Source organism: Candidatus Hydrogenedens sp. (assembly GCA_035361075.1).
In the GTDB taxonomy this organism is placed as follows: Bacteria; Hydrogenedentota; Hydrogenedentia; order Hydrogenedentales; family Hydrogenedentaceae; genus Hydrogenedens.
This window is the reverse complement of the sequence record DAOSBX010000010.1, coordinates 19,183-37,310: the sequence shown is the minus strand read 5'-3', so window position 1 is coordinate 37,310 and position 18,128 is coordinate 19,183. Positions and strand designations below refer to the sequence as shown.

14 protein-coding genes are annotated in these 18,128 nt (G+C 35.3%); 9 read left to right on the top strand and 5 right to left on the bottom strand.

Annotation, left to right across the window (positions count from 1 at the left end):
* Nucleotides 1-132: 132 nt before the first annotated feature.
* Nucleotides 133-2,853: a PAS domain S-box protein gene (locus PLJ10_04775; protein ID HOK08958.1), complete on the top strand. Its 2,721-nt coding sequence runs from the start codon at nucleotides 133-135 to the stop codon at nucleotides 2,851-2,853.
* Nucleotides 2,854-2,881: 28 nt separating this feature from the next.
* Nucleotides 2,882-3,832, top strand: coding sequence for a ketopantoate reductase family protein (locus tag PLJ10_04770; GenBank protein ID HOK08957.1), 951 nt, complete (start codon nucleotides 2,882-2,884; stop codon nucleotides 3,830-3,832).
* A 73-nt stretch (nucleotides 3,833-3,905) separates the two neighbouring features.
* Here the strand turns inward: PLJ10_04770 and PLJ10_04765 are convergent, their stop codons facing one another.
* Nucleotides 3,906-5,816 (bottom strand): response regulator, encoded by a 1,911-nt coding sequence (locus tag PLJ10_04765; GenBank protein HOK08956.1) that lies wholly within the window; start codon nucleotides 5,814-5,816, stop codon nucleotides 3,906-3,908.
* Nucleotides 5,817-6,166: 350 nt separating this feature from the next.
* Here PLJ10_04765 and PLJ10_04760 point away from each other — a divergent pair, with 350 nt between their 5' ends.
* The 3 genes from PLJ10_04760 to PLJ10_04750 are packed head-to-tail and all read left to right on the top strand — an operon-like array spanning nucleotide 6,167 to nucleotide 10,025.
* Complete coding sequence (locus PLJ10_04760) at nucleotides 6,167-7,114, top strand: carbohydrate kinase family protein (GenBank protein ID HOK08955.1); 948 nt, start codon at nucleotides 6,167-6,169, stop codon at nucleotides 7,112-7,114.
* Nucleotides 7,107-7,364, top strand: a complete 258-nt coding sequence (locus PLJ10_04755) for a hypothetical protein (GenBank protein HOK08954.1) — start codon at nucleotides 7,107-7,109, stop codon at nucleotides 7,362-7,364. Before PLJ10_04760 ends, PLJ10_04755 begins: the two co-directional genes overlap by 8 nt.
* Nucleotides 7,365-7,379: 15 nt before the next feature.
* A complete protein-coding gene (locus PLJ10_04750; protein ID HOK08953.1) occupies nucleotides 7,380-10,025 on the top strand; it encodes an LptA/OstA family protein in 2,646 nt (881 codons plus the stop codon).
* A 28-nt stretch (nucleotides 10,026-10,053) separates the two neighbouring features.
* Here PLJ10_04750 and PLJ10_04745 read toward each other — a convergent pair whose 3' ends face one another.
* Genes PLJ10_04745 through PLJ10_04735 form a run of 3 tightly spaced genes read right to left on the bottom strand, consistent with a single transcriptional unit; the run spans nucleotide 10,054 to nucleotide 12,995 of the window.
* Nucleotides 10,054-11,352 carry a hypothetical protein gene (locus PLJ10_04745; GenBank protein HOK08952.1) on the bottom strand — a complete coding sequence of 433 codons (1,299 nt, stop codon included), beginning with the start codon at nucleotides 11,350-11,352 and terminating at the stop codon, nucleotides 10,054-10,056.
* A gap of 12 nt (nucleotides 11,353-11,364) precedes the next feature.
* Nucleotides 11,365-11,985 (bottom strand): hypothetical protein, encoded by a 621-nt coding sequence (locus PLJ10_04740; protein HOK08951.1) that lies wholly within the window; start codon nucleotides 11,983-11,985, stop codon nucleotides 11,365-11,367.
* Between the two features lie 29 nt (nucleotides 11,986-12,014).
* Nucleotides 12,015-12,995, bottom strand: coding sequence for a hypothetical protein (locus tag PLJ10_04735; GenBank protein ID HOK08950.1), 981 nt, complete (start codon nucleotides 12,993-12,995; stop codon nucleotides 12,015-12,017).
* 140 nt (nucleotides 12,996-13,135) lie between these two features.
* On the opposite strand from PLJ10_04735, the gene tilS reads away from it, so the two are divergent.
* The 4 genes from tilS (at nucleotide 13,136) to PLJ10_04715 (ending at nucleotide 17,059) form a co-directional block, all read left to right on the top strand.
* Nucleotides 13,136-14,515, top strand: coding sequence for a tRNA lysidine(34) synthetase TilS (gene tilS / locus PLJ10_04730; protein HOK08949.1), 1,380 nt, complete (start codon nucleotides 13,136-13,138; stop codon nucleotides 14,513-14,515).
* Entirely contained in the window at nucleotides 14,491-15,018 is a 528-nt protein-coding gene (hpt, locus tag PLJ10_04725; GenBank protein ID HOK08948.1) for a hypoxanthine phosphoribosyltransferase, read from the top strand. Before tilS ends, hpt begins: the two co-directional genes overlap by 25 nt.
* Nucleotides 15,019-15,038: 20 nt before the next feature.
* Nucleotides 15,039-15,941 carry a TIM barrel protein gene (locus PLJ10_04720; protein ID HOK08947.1) on the top strand — a complete coding sequence of 301 codons (903 nt, stop codon included), beginning with the start codon at nucleotides 15,039-15,041 and terminating at the stop codon, nucleotides 15,939-15,941.
* Between the two features lie 110 nt (nucleotides 15,942-16,051).
* Nucleotides 16,052-17,059 (top strand): phosphotransferase, encoded by a 1,008-nt coding sequence (locus tag PLJ10_04715; protein ID HOK08946.1) that lies wholly within the window; start codon nucleotides 16,052-16,054, stop codon nucleotides 17,057-17,059.
* Nucleotides 17,060-17,109: 50 nt separating this feature from the next.
* On the opposite strand, the gene PLJ10_04710 is transcribed toward PLJ10_04715, so the two are convergent.
* Nucleotides 17,110-18,111 carry an aldo/keto reductase gene (locus PLJ10_04710; GenBank protein ID HOK08945.1) on the bottom strand — a complete coding sequence of 334 codons (1,002 nt, stop codon included), beginning with the start codon at nucleotides 18,109-18,111 and terminating at the stop codon, nucleotides 17,110-17,112.
* Nucleotides 18,112-18,128: the final 17 nt, after the last annotated feature.

Below are 18,128 nucleotides of genomic sequence, written 5' to 3'. Positions count from 1 at the left end.
CAAGTTAATAAATTTGACAATTATATAATATTAGTTTTAGTATTATAATATTAATACATGATATTAATTATTATAATAACGGATATTCGGAAAATGTCCAAAAGAAATACTCATAAATAAAGTGTTTTCTCTATGAATCCCCAATTAGGTAAAGCACAAATAAAAAATTGGTTAAACTTGGTCTCATCAAATTTACCAATTGGGATTGTTATATTAAATGAGGCTGGTGGAATAGTTGAATTTAATGAGAGGATACGGTCGTTTTGGGATTGCTTATCAGACGAGAAACTTCAGGGCGTTAAAATTGATAGTTTAATTAAACCATTTCGTCCATTTTCAGATATATTAGAGCACGTCAGAAAAACAGGACATATCGAGGTTGATGATTTTGCATATTATACAAAAGGTGGTAAAACCAAGTGGGCAAAGTTAGAGGGATGGATATTAAAGGAGGAAAAGGATGGGGTTATAACAGGTTGGACATGGGTTGATATTACATCTATTTTTGAGAAGAAGCAGGGAGAAGGAATAAATTTCATTAGGGAAATATTAAATACTATATTTGAAGAAATCCCGTTGATGTATGTGTTATGGGAGGTATATGAAGATTTTTCAACAAAAATTTTGGGGTTTAATCATGAATCTGAGAAGGTAATGGGTTATTCATCGGCAGAGATTCTTGGTAGGAACTTTTTAGATATATCAATTCCAGAAGCTTGGAAAGAACCACTTCGCAAATATATTCAAGAAATGAGAAATAACCCAAAACCGTATTTAGGTGGTCATCCGTTATTTAATAAAAAAGGGGAAGAAATTTATATTCGGTGGTTGGACATCCCAATTCTTTTTCGGGTGACAAGTCGTTTGTGGATTGTTTCTATAGGTGAAAATATGCAAGAGCGAATAGAAACGGAAAGAAAGCTACGTGAAAGTGAAGAGAGATATCGTCGGATTGTTAATTCAATAACTGATTATTTTTATCATGTAAAGATAGAAAACGGAGTGGTAGTTGAAACAATCCACATGCCAGGATGTGAAGCGGTAACAGGATATACGATTGAAGATTTTAAGGCAAATCCATATCTCTGGTATGAAATGGTTTATGATGAAGATAAGCCGTTGGTTTTGGACTTTGCAGAAAGTTTGATGAGAGGTGAAAACAAAGGACCTATTACTCATCGAATAATACGAAAAGATGGGCAAATACGTTGGATACGGAATATGTGTTTGCTTATTTTTAATGAAGAGGGAAAGTTGGTTGGGTATGATAGTATCATTCGTGATGTAACATCCGAAGTTATTGCTCAGGAAACTTTGAAAAAGAGTGAGGCAAGATACCGTAATATTATTGAGTCGTTAATTGAAGGCTATTTCGAAATCGATTTAAACGGAAATATTCGATTTGCAAACCCAGCCCTGAGTGAAATATTTGGCTTTGATGACCCTAAATTTTTAATTAATAAAAATTTGATTGATTTCATAGAAGTTAATGAACAATCGAAGGTTTCTAATTTATTAGAGGAGGTAAAACAGTCTAAAAAAACAACAAATCTATATGAATGGAGCTTAACCACAAAAAATGGAGAAGTAGAAAAGATTGTAGAAGCTTCTTTACTGCCAATATTAAATCAATCAGGTCGGGTTATTGGTTTTTCAGGGATTGTCAGAGATATAACGGGAAGAAAGAGGCAAACAGAACAACTGTGGCAAATTCAGGAATGGGAAAGTCTTGGCATTTTAGTGGGTGGTATTGCCCATGATTTTAATAACCTTCTTATGGTAATGCAGGGTCATTTAGATTTAGAGGAAGCAGAATATCCCTCTGACAGGATTCCTTACGAAGTAATGGTGCATCATAAAAACATTCAAGATGCTATCACTCGTGCCTCAGAATTATGTAAGCAAATGATGATTTATTCTGGAAAAAGTTTCGCTATCCAAAAAGAGCCTGAGCAACTGAACGATATTATCAAAAATATAAAACCAGTTTTAGAGACTGCAATAACAAAGAAAATTAATTTAGACATTAACCTTTGTAAAGAAGATACCACAATTCAATGTGATAGGGTTTTAATTAGGCAAGTCATTTTGAGCCTTGTTACAAATTCAGCTGAGGCAATTGATAATAAAAGGGGGACAATTATGCTTCAGACACGCATTGCTCATTATGATAAAACAATGTTATCCCTTTTTGTGATGGAAGGGTTAGGTTTGACAGATGGCGATTACGTTGAGTTAACCATTCAAGATGATGGAGAAGGAATTGACCCACAAAATATGGATAAGATTTTCGACCCCTTCTTTACCACCAAATTTTTAGGGAGGGGTTTAGGTTTATCTACAGTATTAGGTATAGTTCAGGGACATCAAGGGGGGATGAAAGTAGAAAGTAAATTGGGTGTAGGGACGAAGATTATAGTAATATTTCCACATGCTTTGCTAAAAGAGGCGTTAGTAAATACTTTAGCGGAAAAAGAGAAAGCAAAAGATGTAATACTATTGGTTGAGAGTGATTCAATATTACAAAATGTATTTGAAAAAATCATGAAAATGAAAGGATTTGACGTTTTATGTGTAGATAATATAGATAAGTCTTTGGATGTTCTCTCATCTCCAGATAATGATATAAAACTGGTAATACTTGACCTCGGCATTACAGAGACGGGCGAGAAAAAATTATTGGAATATATACGAAAAAAAATGAAGAAAATCCCTGTAATTGTGTGCAGTGACTCTCCAGAGGAAGGAATACCAAAAGAGTATAAGGATATAATTGTTGCTTGTCTTCGCAAACCTTGCACCATAAATGAGATAATAAACACTATTGATAAAATTTGGAAAGGTCATAATTAATATTGGATTGTGAGAAGGAGTAAAATGGATGCATGTATTAATCGTTGGTGCAGGTGCATTAGGATGTGTTGTTGGTGGATTCTTAAAGAAAAGTGGACATAATGTAACGTTGTTAGGAAGACAAGAATTGATGGAGCCTATTCAAAGGGAGGGCTTGTATATTTCTGGAATCTGGGGAAACCATCATATTTTAGGTTTAGCAACCAGTACTACCGTTTTGGCGGAATGGAAAGGATTGTTTGACCTAATTATTATTGCTGTTAAGTCTTATGATACTGAGGAAGCGGTAAAGAGTATACTGCCAATCTTGGGATCTGAGACATTTGTCTGTTCGTATCAAAACGGACTTGGTAATGTAGAAACAATAGCCCAATATGTAGGTATGGAAAGAACGATACCAGCAAGGGTTATTTTCGGTAGTCGAATATTAAAACCAGGATTTGTTCATGTTACTGTTATTGCAGAACCAACAGCATTAGGTAGGTTTAAGGGAGGTCCAGAGGAGGCAGTGGTTAAAAATATAGCGGAGCAAATGGATAAATCGGGAATACCTACAATCTATTCAGATAATATCGAAGGGTTAATATGGGGTAAGGTTGCTTATAATTCTGCTCTAAATCCTCTCTCTGCTATCTTAGATGTCCCGTATGGAAAACTTCTTGACGCGGAAGAAACGCAAACAATGATGAAAGAGGTCATTTATGAAATATATGCGGTTGCAAGTGCTAAAAAAATACCTATGATAATTCCAACATGGGAGGCGTACGTGCAACATTTATTTTATAAACTTATTCCACCAACAGCAGAACATTATGCAAGTATGCGTGAAGATCTAAGGCAAGGACGAAAGACCGAAATCGACGCCTTAAATGGAGCTATATGTAAATTAGGGGAAATAGTTGGAATTACCTGCCCTACGAATACATTTTTAACACGGATAATTAAATCTAAGGAAAAAGTTTTCTCAACTCAATCATAAAAAGTAGTAGAACAAGATTATTAAATAAAATAGAATTATCAGGGATATTAAATAGCTTTTACTTGATATTTGGTCAGATTATTTTCTTAATTTTTTCTATGATGTCTTTTGCTCTAAAAGGCTTCATTAGAAAATCATTGATTTTTAGGTCTGCATCTAAATGGTCAATATTATAATCAGAGTAACCTGTAGATACTAATACAGGAACATTAGGAAGAATTTGTCGAATCTGTCGTAGTGTTTCAAAACCATCAATTCCTGGCATTTTTATATCTAAAATAATACATTTAATTTGTTCATGAAAAGCATTTACTTTGTCTATGGCTTCATAGCCATTTAAGGCACAGATCACGTTATAATTTTCCTTCTGTAGTATGATTTTGAAAAATTTTTGCAATTCCTCTTCATCGTCAACGACTAAAATAGTCGGTTTTACAGTTACAGTTTTGATATTTTGCGTTGTATAAGCAGGAAAATATAGAGTGAATATAGAGCCTCCCCCTTCGGTACTTTTAATGTCTATTGCCCCTTTATGTGTTCTTATAACTCCAGATACTGATGCTAAGCCTAAGCCTCGTCCTAAAAATTTTGTTGAAAAAAACGGTTCAAATATTCTCTCTATATCTTCCCTTTTTATTCCAATTCCATTGTCCGTTATGGAAATAAATGCATATTCACCTGGATTGGCTCTATCAGAGCACTTGAATTGTCTTAAATCTGTTTCATTTAAATATTTTTTACCCGTCTCAATAATAATTTCGCCACCATCAGGTTTTAATGCTTCTAATGCATTTACCAGAATATGTGTTATTGCTTGCTGAATCTGGGCAGTATCACCTTCAATCAAGGGAAGATTTGGACGTATTTGTTGTAATATCCTTACATTTTTAGGTACAGATTTACAGAACAGTTCAATTGCATTATTTGCAATGTCGTTGAAGTCAAAGATTTGAATAATCTCTTTTTCTTTACCAGCATAAGTAAGTAATTGTTTAGTTAATTTTGCTGCACGTTCAGTGGCTCTACGTATCTGTTCAAGGTTATCTTGGACACGTTTTGGTAATTGCTCACCATACATTAATGCTAACTCAGCATGGCCCATAATCCCCATTAAAATATTATTAAATTCATGGGCAATACCCCCTGCTAAAATACCAATACTTTCTAATCTGTGAACATGCTCTGTTTGGGCAAGGAATTTTTCTCGTTCTTTTCTTTGTTTTTGCTCTTCTGTATTATCAATTTGTACACATATAACTTCATCAACTGTGTTATTGCGGATAACTGGAATCAGAGTAAGGTGAACCCATTTTTCTTCGCCACTTTTTGTCTGTATATCCCAACAAAAGAGGCTTTCAGCAGTTTTACCATTAAAGAGAAGTTGTAATTGTTGTTTTAGTATTGTAATTTGCTCATTTGTATAACACGCCGTTAAATCATCAATTTTTTTAACATCTTCTCTCTGTAAGCCATATAACATTTCTGAATATTTATTCCATACGATAACATTGTAATTTTTATCAAAACTTTGAATTGCAATTTTATTGTCCAGATTAAGTATGGCTTCGAAGCGGTTTACTGTACTTTCCAAATTATTTTTAGTTTCTTTGAGTTCTGTAATATCTTGCAAAATAACTTGAATAAAAGGTTCTTGAAGTGTTTCATCTTTTACTAAATAGGAGTAATGAAGAAACCATTTTTTATTTCCACGAAGTGTTTCTAATGGATATTCAAACGACCGTATACTCTCTTCTTTTTGTAAACGTTTTCGTATTAATTTTGGAGGTAAAATATATCGCTGTATATCAAAAATGTTTTTTCCAATGATTTCTTCCGTAGATGAATAAATGGTATCAAGCTCGAATAGTTCTACTACAGGTTGATTAACAAAAATTATTTCTCCATCCATCCTATAACGAATAATTCCAATTTCAGCAAGTTGTAAAGCTTCATTTAAAAGTTTTAAATGTTCTTCCAGATTCATTAGTGAGAAATCCTACTTTTATACTGGGAAATTTTTATCCTTTCAACATCACTCAGCCAAAAATAAAATTATCAAAAAATTTAACTCAGTTACAGCCCTAATTTTACTATTTTATTATATTTTATTTTATTGATAAATAGCAATCGAAATTTATATTTTTTTATTTATCACAATTATTATTTAAAATGTCCTATAACAATAAAGTTGTCTATGATGCTTTTCTACATATAAAAATTAGTTTTGAGGAAGAAAATGTCCCTTTTGAAATTTAAGAAAAATATTGGTATACTGATATTAAATTTGGGCAATTATTAGGCATAACATTTATATATATTATGAGGAAAAAGCAAATGAAGTTTGACCTTGTAACTGTAGGTGTTGTTTGTGCAGATGTGATGGTGAAACCTGTGGATACTTTTCCTAATAAGGGTACGCTTTCCCTTGTGCCTCAGTTAGAAATATATTTGGGAGGTCTTGCAGGAGTTACCGCAGTGGTTTTTAGTAAGTTAGGAGGTAAATCTGCGTTTATCGGTCAATTAGGAGAAGACCGATTTGGAGATTTTATATTACAAGCATTGACTTCTTCGGGTGTAAATGTAGATGGTGTAAAACGAACAAGAGAGCATAGTTCATCAGCTACAGTTGTACTTATTAATTCTCAAGGGGAACGGACATTTTTACATCATGTTGGAACTAATGCAAGTGTTAGCGACGAGGATTTAGATTTTAATGTCATTACCTCCTCCCGGATGTTGCACTGGGGTGGAAGTTCTATAACTCCGAAATTAGATGGGGAACCTATTGGCAGGATATTTGAGAAAGCCCGTTCTTTAGGGGTAAAAACATCTATTGATACGTGCTATGATGGCAAAGGAATTTGGTTACCTCACATTGAGCCTGCATTAAGGCACACAAATATAATCTTCTCCAGTTTAGAAGAAGCACGCCATTATACTGGTAGGCAAGAGCCAGAGGATATAGCGGATTTTTATATGAGTTATGGAGTCGAGATTGCTGTAATTAAGATGGGAGAATACGGTGTTTTAGTTAAGAGTAAAGATGAACGAATTCAATTACCAGCCTATCCGGTTCCTGTTGTGGATACGACAGGTGCAGGAGATGCCTCGTGTGGGGGATTTTTGTTTGCATATCTTTCAGGTTATCCCTTGTTGGAATGTGCAAAAATAGCTAATGCTGTGGGAGCTTTAACAGTTCAAGTTATGGGTGGTGCAAACGGAGTCCAGTCTTTAGAACATGTTTTAACATTTATTAAGAGTATGGAGAAAAAAAATGAGTAATAAATGGAAAATAATATTTGTATTTTTACTCATGATAGTCCTATCTTTTTCACTTTTGATGTCTTCTTATGCGGATGACGCTAAGGATCAGGGGATAGAAAAAGCACCTCCTGCAAAAGAGGAACAAATGCAAAAACAAGAGAACATTGGTAATACCGAAGATACCAAGCATGAAGAAAGAAATACACAAAAGAAAAGTGAAACAAAAAAGAAAATTCCTGCTTTTTGGGTTTTAATCCCTGAGCAATAAACTGGAGATTTTAGTGTGACATTTCTTAAAGAAGATTTTCTTATAAAAAAAATTAATGGGGTTTTTATTATTAGTATATTTATTTTTGTTTTATGTATTCAGTCATATTCACAGGCTGAAGCGACAAATCAAAAAACCGATGAAAAACAACAAACATTGGAACAGCAGTCTGACAATGGGAAACAGAATCCTTCCAAAAAACAAAAGGTGAAGAGAAATTTCAATAATCCTACCCCGCAAAAACCAGAAATAAAAGAAGCAGAACCTGTGGTTGGCACGATCATTCGTAGATATCCGCCGATGGAAAGGGTTCGTGCTCCAATGACGGGTAGACCTTCTATCAACCCTATGTTAGATATGAAACCTCGTTCTTTAAGGGATGCTTTTACACAACCATTAAGTTTAGGTTCAGAAGCGGAAGGTTTTGTCCCTCCTGATTGGAAGCAACCTTTTAAGGATGTTAAGGCGGACCGTATGCATAGGGAAATAGATACGAACACAACAGTTATGGAAGGGAATGTTCACCTTCGATTAGGGGAACTCCTTTTTGAATCAGACTATTTCTCATACGCAGGAGAGGCAGAGAAGGTCGAGGCATTGGGCAATGTCCGAATTACTCAAAAAGATGCTGTTTTACAAGCAGATAGGGTAATTTATCAAACCCCTTCAAAAGAGGATATTCGGTATAGTCCTTCCATCTTGAAGCCTGCTTTAACAGAAGAGGAATTGGCACAGAAAAGATTGACGGCTGGGAAAATTTATGCAGAATTTTTATCCATTAAAGACCCCTATAGAGATTTTTTCGCTGAGCGGATTGAGTATGATTTTTTGAAACGAACAGGGGACATGAAAAACGCAAAGGGAGTTATTGGCCCCTTCTATTTTCAAGCAGGTTCACTACAATTAAAAGGAGAAAACACATTTACTGCGGAGGATGTCTGGCTTACAACATGTGACCATGACCCTCCACATTATCGTGTAAAGGTGAGACGATTAGACGTTGAAGGAGGCAGATTAAAGCAAGCTGAGTATCTTCGCCTACAAATAGGGAAAGTTACTACACCATTATTTCTACCTGTTTGGGGAGGTGAAGGAGGTTTATTTGGTGGTTTTGATATTGATGCGGGGAGGGAATCGGAAATAGGTTCTTACTTAAATGTGGGTTATTTATATAAATTTAATGAAAATATTCAATTAGGTCCCCGAATGATGCCGACAGAGAAAGAAGGAGTAGGCTTTGGTGGTGACGTCTATTATGATTTTATGGAAACGCCTACCTCTTTTATGTACAGAACAAAAGGCGAAATTCATGGTTTATATACAACAGAAGAGCGTGGTTATATTCATTTGAAACATCGGTTCGAGCCAAGTGACGATTTAGTTGTATTAGGGCAAATAGAACATTGGGGAGATGAAGAGTTTTATAAAGACTTTTTCTATAAGACATATAGAGACCGAACAGAACCCCGTTCCTTTGTCAATCTAACTTATCGACAGCCAAATTATATTGCCACTGCAACAACGCGTGTTGGCACTCATGGCTGGGTTCATGAAACAGAACGGCTTCCAGAAGTAACATTTCATTGGTTAGAACAACCATTATTTTCAAATGTATACCTGTCCTTTGATACGTTTAATGCATATAATCGTCGTGAACCATACGATTATGAGGCATTCCGTACGGTGAACATCGCTCGTTTAACGTATGATTTGAAGCCTTTGGGACCGATTAAGGTTACCCCATTTACAGAAAGTCAAATTACATGGTATTCTGAACAAACAGAGCAGGATGATACTATTGGCGGATTATCCCAAAAATTTGGAGTAACATTACAATCGCGTTTAATTCGTGTTTATGATGGTTTCTTAGGTTTTTCCGCTTTTAAGCATCTTGTCTTACCTTCATTGACACTATCATACCGAACCCCGTCTGCATACAATATAGAGGATCGCTATTATTTCGACCCACTCGATACTGTTACAGGGCAAACACGCCTGGAAACAAAGTTGGATAATATCTTTTATGGGAAGGATTCAGAGACACAGGAGGTGTGGCAAGTTGCAAGAATTACTCTTTATCAGGGAAATGATTTTTGGAATGAGTATCATAAGTCGGATGATTATGAGGTAGAAATGGATTTAAGACCACGTAAATGGTATGGCGTGCAGTTTGTAGGCGAAAAACATGTTTCAGAAGAAATTCCATGGTATCAACAGCTCAGAGGTATTGATAGATTATCTATACATGATTGGATGGATGAATGGTTATGGGAAAAGAAAGGAAACCATTTCTTCTGGGGAAATACCGATTTAATTTCAGGGGATTACACCCGTCTATTAGGATTGTTTTATTTTGATAATACTCTTGTTTCAGGGAGAACCAATGGACGAATCGGATTTATGCTTGCTGAGACGGAAGATGTTGTTTTCAATAGAGATATTTTATATGGGTTAGGGTATCAGTTAACAGAGAAATGGTCTGTTGCCTTTGAACATATTTATGACCTTGAAAATGACCAACTTCGTAGGCAAACGTATGAACTCAGACGTAATCTACATTGTTGGGATATTGGACTTCGTTGGACAGAAAGAGAACGGGGAACAGATATAAGCGTTGAATTTAGTTTAACAGCATTCCCAGGAACTCGAGTTCGTTTCTAAACTATTAAATCAAGAGAAAATTAATGATTTAGGATAAAGGTCCAAATATCCAACGAACGGTCCATTCCTTATCAATTGACCATGGACAACATCTACATTCGTACATAGAATAAAAAGAAACAACAAGAAACACTAAATAAATACACCAAAACACAGCATTCTTCTTTTTGCCTTCTAAAAAAGGGAGACTGGCACCTATCAATATCGGCATAGAACCAACATGCCATCGGAACCCGTAAGATACCCCCCCATAATTATTGGTCGATAAAATATAGTAAAGATTAATAATAATAAAACTGAATATAAAAAAAAGCCAAGCCACTTTTATATCATTTGATACACGTTTCCATATACTTGGATAACAGGTACACAGCCCAAAAATAAGGACAGGGTACAACAAGAAGATACCTTTAGCCCCTATCAAAATATTAAAAGCATAGAGCCATTTTGGATGATGTAACGCATCTGGTCCAGCAGGATGCCTCCAATAAGACGACTCAAAAAGAAATGGTTCGTGGCTAATTTGTACGGGGAGAATATTACCTGTAATAGAGTACATGATGATAAAATGCACTAATAAGATTGGCATTGCACCAATAGTAATTGGGATTAAAAGACGAAGAGGTCTTTTGTATAAAAGAAATAGAATTCCACTTGCTATATAAATCGTAAGAGGTAAGTCAATTGTGTAGACAAGAGAAACGAAGAAACCAACAAGGAACAAATAGTATTTTGGCACGTTTGAATAATTATAAACCTTCCATACAAAGTAAATACCCATGATTAAAAATGCGGTAGCTGGAACATGATTTGTAAAATGTGAAGATAATGCTGACCATTGTGTGCCAAAAAGGAGAGATAACAGTGAGCACATTCGTATTAAAGTGCCAGTTTTAATTTCATAGAGAAACTTCCAGAAACAGACACTGGCAAGGAAAAAAGGAATTATTACGTTGATAAAAATTAAAATTCGTGCAATAGGTTTTAGATGTTGTTGATTATCGAGGGAATACCCTGCCCTTTTTATAATTTGATATTCTAATGTCATCAATAGAGAGAGAATGGGAGGTTTGCTTGAAATAATTCCAAGTTTCCCCTGAACTTTATCGACAGTTTTATTCTCAAAAGGATTGGGAGGCAAAGCAGGAGGGCGATTAAGATACCATGTGTGATGGTACGTGAGTGCATATACTGTGGCGAGACGACTCGTTAAAGAATCCCCAAGGAATACAGTTTGTAAACCAGATATAGCCCATAACATACTACTAAGAATGATAAGGGCTTCTATAATTAATGATAAGAGCCTATCTCTTCCTCTGTTGAACACAGAAAAACCTCTTTAGAAAATCCATGAACGGATACGATTTAGCCAACCTTTTTTGGGTTCTTCTGGTTGTTCTTTTTGAATTTCCTCTTCTCTAAGTGGAACCCATTCATTATTTATTTTCTTTTCAGTCTTATCTGGAACAAACACAGAACCAATTTTTGTCCAGCGACCATTTCGAAGTTCATAGGTCAAAGTTTCTTTTCCGATACTCCTAATATAATTATTGTCTTCCTCCGCATCTCTATGATTTTTATGAAGTCGTGTGTAATACAGAGTTTTTTCAAGAACTATTTTAGCGATATAAGGTTTTGATTTTGAGTCTGTTTCTTGAAGTTGAATATCAAAAGGGGCATCGCTGTTAGAGTATACGGAATAGTTTTTCCAAAAATAGGGTCGTTTACGGTATACCTGATTTTTGTTTGTTGCGGAAGAGGATTTAATTTCGTTCTTTATAATTTCCTGAAGATCACTGAGGTAATCTTCCTTTGTCGGTGTTTTTATTGATTCCGAACTTGCCACGTCGTTCTTGGTGGATATATCAGGTTTATCACCTCGCCACCTTTTTATAGTAGAACATGAAGCAAGAAGAGCGACAGAAATTACAAGAGTAATAATAAGTTTAGAGTGTTTCATATCTTTACCTTTCTGTTTTTTTATTTATATTAATAATCTGCCTTAATTTCACTCATAAGAGATATGGACAACCGTCTTGGTTTCCCTTCAATAATTATTTTGGTATCTTCAAGTCGAACTCGTGATGATAATATTTGCTTTACTAAAAATCGTTCTTGAAGAAGGTCTCCCTCAGATACAGTCTGCTCACTTAAATTACTTAATGTAAAAGTGGCTTTTTTATTTTGAACATCTATTTGTCTCAAGGTCATTTTGTATGCCGATATTTCATCCATAACCTTGCGATATATCTCTTGTATCTTTGGGTCATAGTCAATTTTTATTACTTCAGATCCTATCCTTGACGCTTCTGTGAAATCATTTGGATTATAAGGGTCTTTTGTTAGTAAAAGTTCAATATGGTTAATTAATTTTTCTCTAACTTGATTTAATATGTTTTTATTTTCGTCAGATGGGGCTATTTCGTATGCTTTTAGTGCTTCTGCAAGAGCCATCTCAATAGGTTCTCCCCGTTCAAGCATGTTTAAAGCTTGATTCTGATAATCAGGATAAGGTTTTGGCGTACCCTCTATTAAAAGTTTTGTTTTATGCCAAATTGAAGGACCGAAAAAGTAAAGCATAATTATAAATAGGACAGTGATTGAAAAAGTAATAATCCATCGAACAGGATTAATTGTTGGTTTTTTTGTAGTTTTATGAGCATGATTTGTTTTTTTAGTAGTTTGTCGAGTCCCCCATAAGTTCCACATTGACGGAGGTTCTTCCTCAGGGGGTGTTTCCAAAAGTTCTTGTCGGAATTGTTCTATTGCCTCTAAAACTTCGGGAGACAACGTTTTTTCCGTCGGAGTTTCTCCCCCTAAATCTTCGATAGTAAATGTTTCTACTTCCTTTTTGGGGCGTCCTACTGTTTCCCCGCAAAATCTACAACGGATAGCCCATACGCTGATGGGCATACGACAGATTGGACAAAGCCGCAATTTATCTTTCGGGATTTGCGAATCATCACTCATTACTGAAACTCCGTTTTATTTTAAAGTATAATAAAATATCATCGCTCCACATACCAAAAAAAGAATACTAAAAATATTTAAATTTTTTATTATTGTAAATAATATACCAAATTAACGTATATTTTTGTCGTAAAATTTACATGATTATTGCAAATGTAAAAAAAATAATATCAGAATTTGATTTGGTTTCCTCAGAAGAGAAGATATTGGTTGCTGTTTCTGGTGGTGCAGATTCAGTGGCTTTGCTTTATGCTCTCTTTGATTTAGGTTATCAATTGGAAGTGGCTCATTTTGACCATCAGACGCGACAGGGACAAAGTAAAAAAGATGCCGAATTTGTAGCACAACTCTCAAAAAAATTAGGACTTCCTTTTCACTTAAAATCGCGACCAGTAGAAGAAGAAGCCATTAGTTTTCGTCGTTCTTTTGAGGAATATGCACGAGAGGTTCGGTATCGTTTCTTATTAGATATCGCTCGGTTGAGAGGATGTCAAGTGATAGCTACAGGTCATCATGCAGATGACCAGGTAGAAACCGTCTTAATGCGAATGATACGAGGTACAACACCTTTGGGTTTGACAGGAATCCCAATTGTGCGGATTGAGGAAGGTATACGTATTATTAGACCCTTATATTATTGTAGTAAGGGGATGATAGAAACTTGGTTAAGGGATAGAGGTGTGGACTGGTGTATAGATGCGTCGAATTTTCAGAATGATTACTTCCGTAATAAAGTTCGAAATGTTTTGATACCTGAATTACGTACTTATAACCAAAAGATTAGAGATGCTATCTTGCATTTGATTGAATTACAACAATGTGAGAGTGAATATTTATCAAAACAAGCAGAACAAGCAATGCAGGTAATTATAACTTCCAGAAAAATTTCAAGGGCACGCTTCGCTGAGTTCCATGAAGCGATACGTAGACGCTGTCTTGTAATTCTACTCCAAAAAATGGGTATTGAATGCACATATGAACGTGTTATTTCTGCATCACAATTTATATTAACAGGTGGAACTGGGCAGAAGTTTGATTTAGGGCAGGGATACCTTCTATACAATGGTAAAGAATGGACAGAAATAGTATTGCAGAATTCACAAAAAAATGATAGGCAGATAGTACGCCTTAAAATACCAGGAGTTACTAAGGCATATGGCTTTTTATTTAATGCTCGTATTGTAATGTTGCCTAAAAATTACGATTGGAAATCATATTGTAAACCGAATCTTCAAGTATTTGATGCGGATGTATTATCTGATGGTGTCTGGGTACGAAAAAGGGAAAATGGAGATAAATTTATACCACTTGGTATGGCTAATAGTAGAAAATTGAGTGATTATTTCATCGATTTAGGTGTGCCTCTTCCAGAACGCGAACAAATTCCGATATTAGAAACTCCCCACGGTATTATATGGATTGTAGGTTATGCGCCAAGTGCAATTGCAGCGATTACAACACTAACCCGTAGAATACTTGAAATTGAGGTAACTCCATGCAACTCATCAGACCACCATTAATTTCTAAGGAAACGATACAAAAGCGGGTTATTGAACTTGCTGAGGAAATTCTTAACGATTGTAATTATGAGGAATTGCATGTAATAATCATATTGCGAGGCGCAATATTCTTTGCTGTAGATTTGCTTCGGAACCTTCCACCTGTAAATTCGATTGATTTTATAAAAGTATCGAGTTATACTGGAACACAAAGCTCAGGAAAGTTAGTTGTAGATATTTTGCCAACCGATAAAATCAGTCAACAACACATTTTGTTAGTGGAGGATATTTTTGATACAGGGTTAACAACGAGTTATATAAAGGAGTGGGTACAACAACAATCACCTAAATCGATAAAACTGTGTGTTCTGCTTGAGAAAGAGAAAGAACGAAATGGAGTAAATATTTCTCCTGATTATGTTGGTTTTCATATTGAGGATAAATTTGTGGTTGGTTATGGAATGGATTATAACGGACGGTTTCGAAATTTGTCGGATATATATGTGCTTGAAGTAACAGAATAAAACATAATGAAGATCAATTTATGTCTATGTTATTTGGTATAAATACTGGATTTGCTATAAATCGTTTTGTTGAACCTGAAGATTGGACAAGGATTGTCGCCGAAGAATTAGGACTATCTGTAGTTCAATTTACTGCAGATTTATTAAATCCGTGGTACCCAGAGAAAATTGTTTATCAACAGGCAGAAAAAATAAGAAATGCGTGTGAAAAATATAACATCTGGATACAGACAAGTTTTACTTCCCAATTTACACGGGTAAATCACCTATTACATCCAGATGATGATATTCGTAATGCATGGCTTGATTGGTTTAAGAGGTTTTTCAAACTTTCAGTTTTCCTTGGTGCGGAAGGTTCAGGAAGTCATTTCGGAATTTTAACAGTTCATGATAATGCAGATTCGAATATCAGGCAGAAAAGGATACATAAGGGAGTTGAATGTTGGCGGAATTTGTCTGAGTATGGAGCTGAGATAGGTTTGAAATATCTTCTTTGGGAACCAATGTCTATCTCGAGAGAAATAGGAGAGACCATCTCATCTGCAGAAGAAATCCAGAATCTGTGTAAAGTTAACTTTTCCATTCCTATGACGCTTTGTTTCGATGTAGACCATGGAGATGTTTCTTCTCCAAATCCAGATGATACAAATCCTTATGTTTGGATAGAACATTTTGGAGGTGAAATAAAAGTCCTCCATTTAAAACAGAGTCTTCAAGATAAAGGAGGACATTATCCTTTCACAGATGAGTATAACGTGAATGGAAAAATATTTCCTGAAAAAATAATATCAACTATAAAAAAGGCTGGAATAAATTCAATCTCTCTAATACTTGAAATCAGCCACCGAGAAAGATATCCGTTTGAACAGAGGGTACTTTCTGATCTAAAAAAATCGGTTGAGTATTGGAAACCATTTATCTAATATCTAATAGGTTAGCTTCTCATAAAGGATTTTATTTTTTTTTATTATTTACTGTAAAATTTATGTATTAAGGATGTTGACTAAGTATTAGAAAACAAAATAGTGGAGATATGACCGTAGAACTTCAGGGTTTAGAAATAGTTGCTGATGTTATTCGCAAAAACTATGACGTAGGTGAAGTGGGTTTGCCTCGGCCTTTAGAAGGGGCTCATCAAAGACGTCATCGAAAAATGGTAGTTGAAACGACCAAAGGTGTATTCCTTGCAAAAACGTATACAAGGGAACTCGTTGTTATCGACTCTTTAAATTTTCAACACCGTCTTTCCGACCATTTATTTATTAATGGTTTGCCAGTAGCCCGTATACAAAAAGCAAAGAGTGGTAAAGGTTATGTCGAGGTCGATGACTGGATTCTGGAATTACAAGAATTTGTCAAAGGTGAACCTATGACATTAAATTTGAATACCTTGGCTATTTCTGCCAAGGCACTGGGTATGTTTCATAAAGTGTGCTATGGCTTCCCAGCACCACCGCGGGATGTTAATATGTGGCGGTTTAGTGAGGTTCCAAAAAATGTCTTTTTAAGTTTTTATAAACTGGCATGTAGAGAAAAAGATGAGGAAGCCCTCAGACCATATTACAAATATTTAGTTGAGTTTATCCAACGTTCTACACAAGAACTTTCTATCGAAAAGCGTTCAGAATTTGAAGTAGGGCTAATTCATGGAGATTGGCATGGGGCTAATCTTTTATTTTCAGGAAATAAATTATTAGCCATTATTGACCTCGAGTTTGCGGGGTTAGGATGTTATTTAGAAGATATTTCCTATGCCATTTCCAATTTGTGTGTTCGAACAAGTATGAATGAAGAAAAACTAAGAATGCGAACCCTTATGTTATTGGAACATTATGAAAAAAGAAGAACCCTTTCATATGCAGAATTGGTTGCACTATTCTATGCGGTCGGTGTGAAGCATATTACCACTGTTTCTTACCAGTCTAAAAATAATCCAAATGTAGCAGGGTATACGCCATCCCAATGGATAGAACGATTGGCTTTTCAATGCCGTTGGCTTGAAGAACAATCACGAAAAGCACGTTGGGGAGAGAAACTTTAATTTGCAGATTTTAAGGGTAAGGTAGATAAATTGTTCCGTGTATAGTTGGATTAATGAATCCGTTTGTTATTTTCATTCTCCCACATATCAGCGTTGGTACCCATATATCTCTTTAATGGATAGGTAATCTCATTTAGCAATGCAAATACTTCGGGGTCAAGAGGTGTAAGTAGAGCCTTTATATTGCTCTCTAATTGTTGTTTTGACCTACATCCGACAATGATAGAAGAAACCCCTTTTTGCCAATGTAACCACGATAGGCTCAACGTTGCCATTGGAATTCTTAAATGCTCAGATAATGCGTGAATTGCTTGTATTGTTTCTAATGTGAGTCGTTCACAGCCTTCTTCACCGTGTCTGGTACCAGGACGATTCTTTGAAAAATGTCTTGTTCGTCTACGTAATATGGGAATATCCTCTACTTTTTGCCAACGTCCCGCCAGAAGCCCTTGCATAAGAGGCATATATACCAGAATCCCAATATTGTGTTTTATAGAATATGGAATAATCTCATATTCAGGGGCACGAAAAAGCAGGTTATATCCAATCTGATTGGAAATAGAAACACCACCACAATCAAACCAGTTCTGCAAATCCTCTTTACCAAAATTAGAAACGCCAATATAGCGGATTTTTCCTTGTTCTTTTAGTTTATTCATTGTTTCATAGACATCAGAAAAAGGAATGTCTTTGGGAGGCCAGTGGATTTGATAAAGGTCAATATAATCCGTGTTTAACCGCTTTAAACTATTTTCACATGACTGAATAAGCAAATCAGGATGACAATTTTGAGGACTTACTTTCGTAGCAATGATTACTTGTGAGCGTTTATGATTATTTAAGATTGTTCCCAACCTTATTTCTGATTCACCAGAGCCATACATCTCTGCAGTATCAAAAAGGTTAATTCCTTCCTCTATGGCATAGTTAACCACTTGCTCTGCTTCTTTTTCATTACTTTCCCCCCAAAAAGAAGCATCTCCGATTTGCCACGCTCCGAAAGCAATTACAGATACTTTTAGGTCCGAAGTTCCTAATGTTGTATATTCCATTTTTCAAACTTTCTTTT

Coding starts and splice junctions, on each gene's coding strand:
- PLJ10_04775 (HOK08958.1), top strand. CDS start 133: ATGAATCCCCAATTAGGTAAAGCACAAATAAAAAATTGGTTAAACTTG.
- PLJ10_04770 (HOK08957.1), top strand. CDS start 2,882: ATGCATGTATTAATCGTTGGTGCAGGTGCATTAGGATGTGTTGTTGGT.
- PLJ10_04765 (HOK08956.1), bottom strand. CDS start 5,816: ATGAATCTGGAAGAACATTTAAAACTTTTAAATGAAGCTTTACAACTT.
- PLJ10_04760 (HOK08955.1), top strand. CDS start 6,167: ATGAAGTTTGACCTTGTAACTGTAGGTGTTGTTTGTGCAGATGTGATG.
- PLJ10_04755 (HOK08954.1), top strand. CDS start 7,107: ATGAGTAATAAATGGAAAATAATATTTGTATTTTTACTCATGATAGTC.
- PLJ10_04740 (HOK08951.1), bottom strand. CDS start 11,985: ATGAAACACTCTAAACTTATTATTACTCTTGTAATTTCTGTCGCTCTT.
- PLJ10_04735 (HOK08950.1), bottom strand. CDS start 12,995: ATGAGTGATGATTCGCAAATCCCGAAAGATAAATTGCGGCTTTGTCCA.
- tilS (HOK08949.1), top strand. CDS start 13,136: ATGATTATTGCAAATGTAAAAAAAATAATATCAGAATTTGATTTGGTT.
- hpt (HOK08948.1), top strand. CDS start 14,491: ATGCAACTCATCAGACCACCATTAATTTCTAAGGAAACGATACAAAAG.
- PLJ10_04720 (HOK08947.1), top strand. CDS start 15,039: ATGTCTATGTTATTTGGTATAAATACTGGATTTGCTATAAATCGTTTT.
- PLJ10_04715 (HOK08946.1), top strand. CDS start 16,052: ATGACCGTAGAACTTCAGGGTTTAGAAATAGTTGCTGATGTTATTCGC.
- PLJ10_04710 (HOK08945.1), bottom strand. CDS start 18,111: ATGGAATATACAACATTAGGAACTTCGGACCTAAAAGTATCTGTAATT.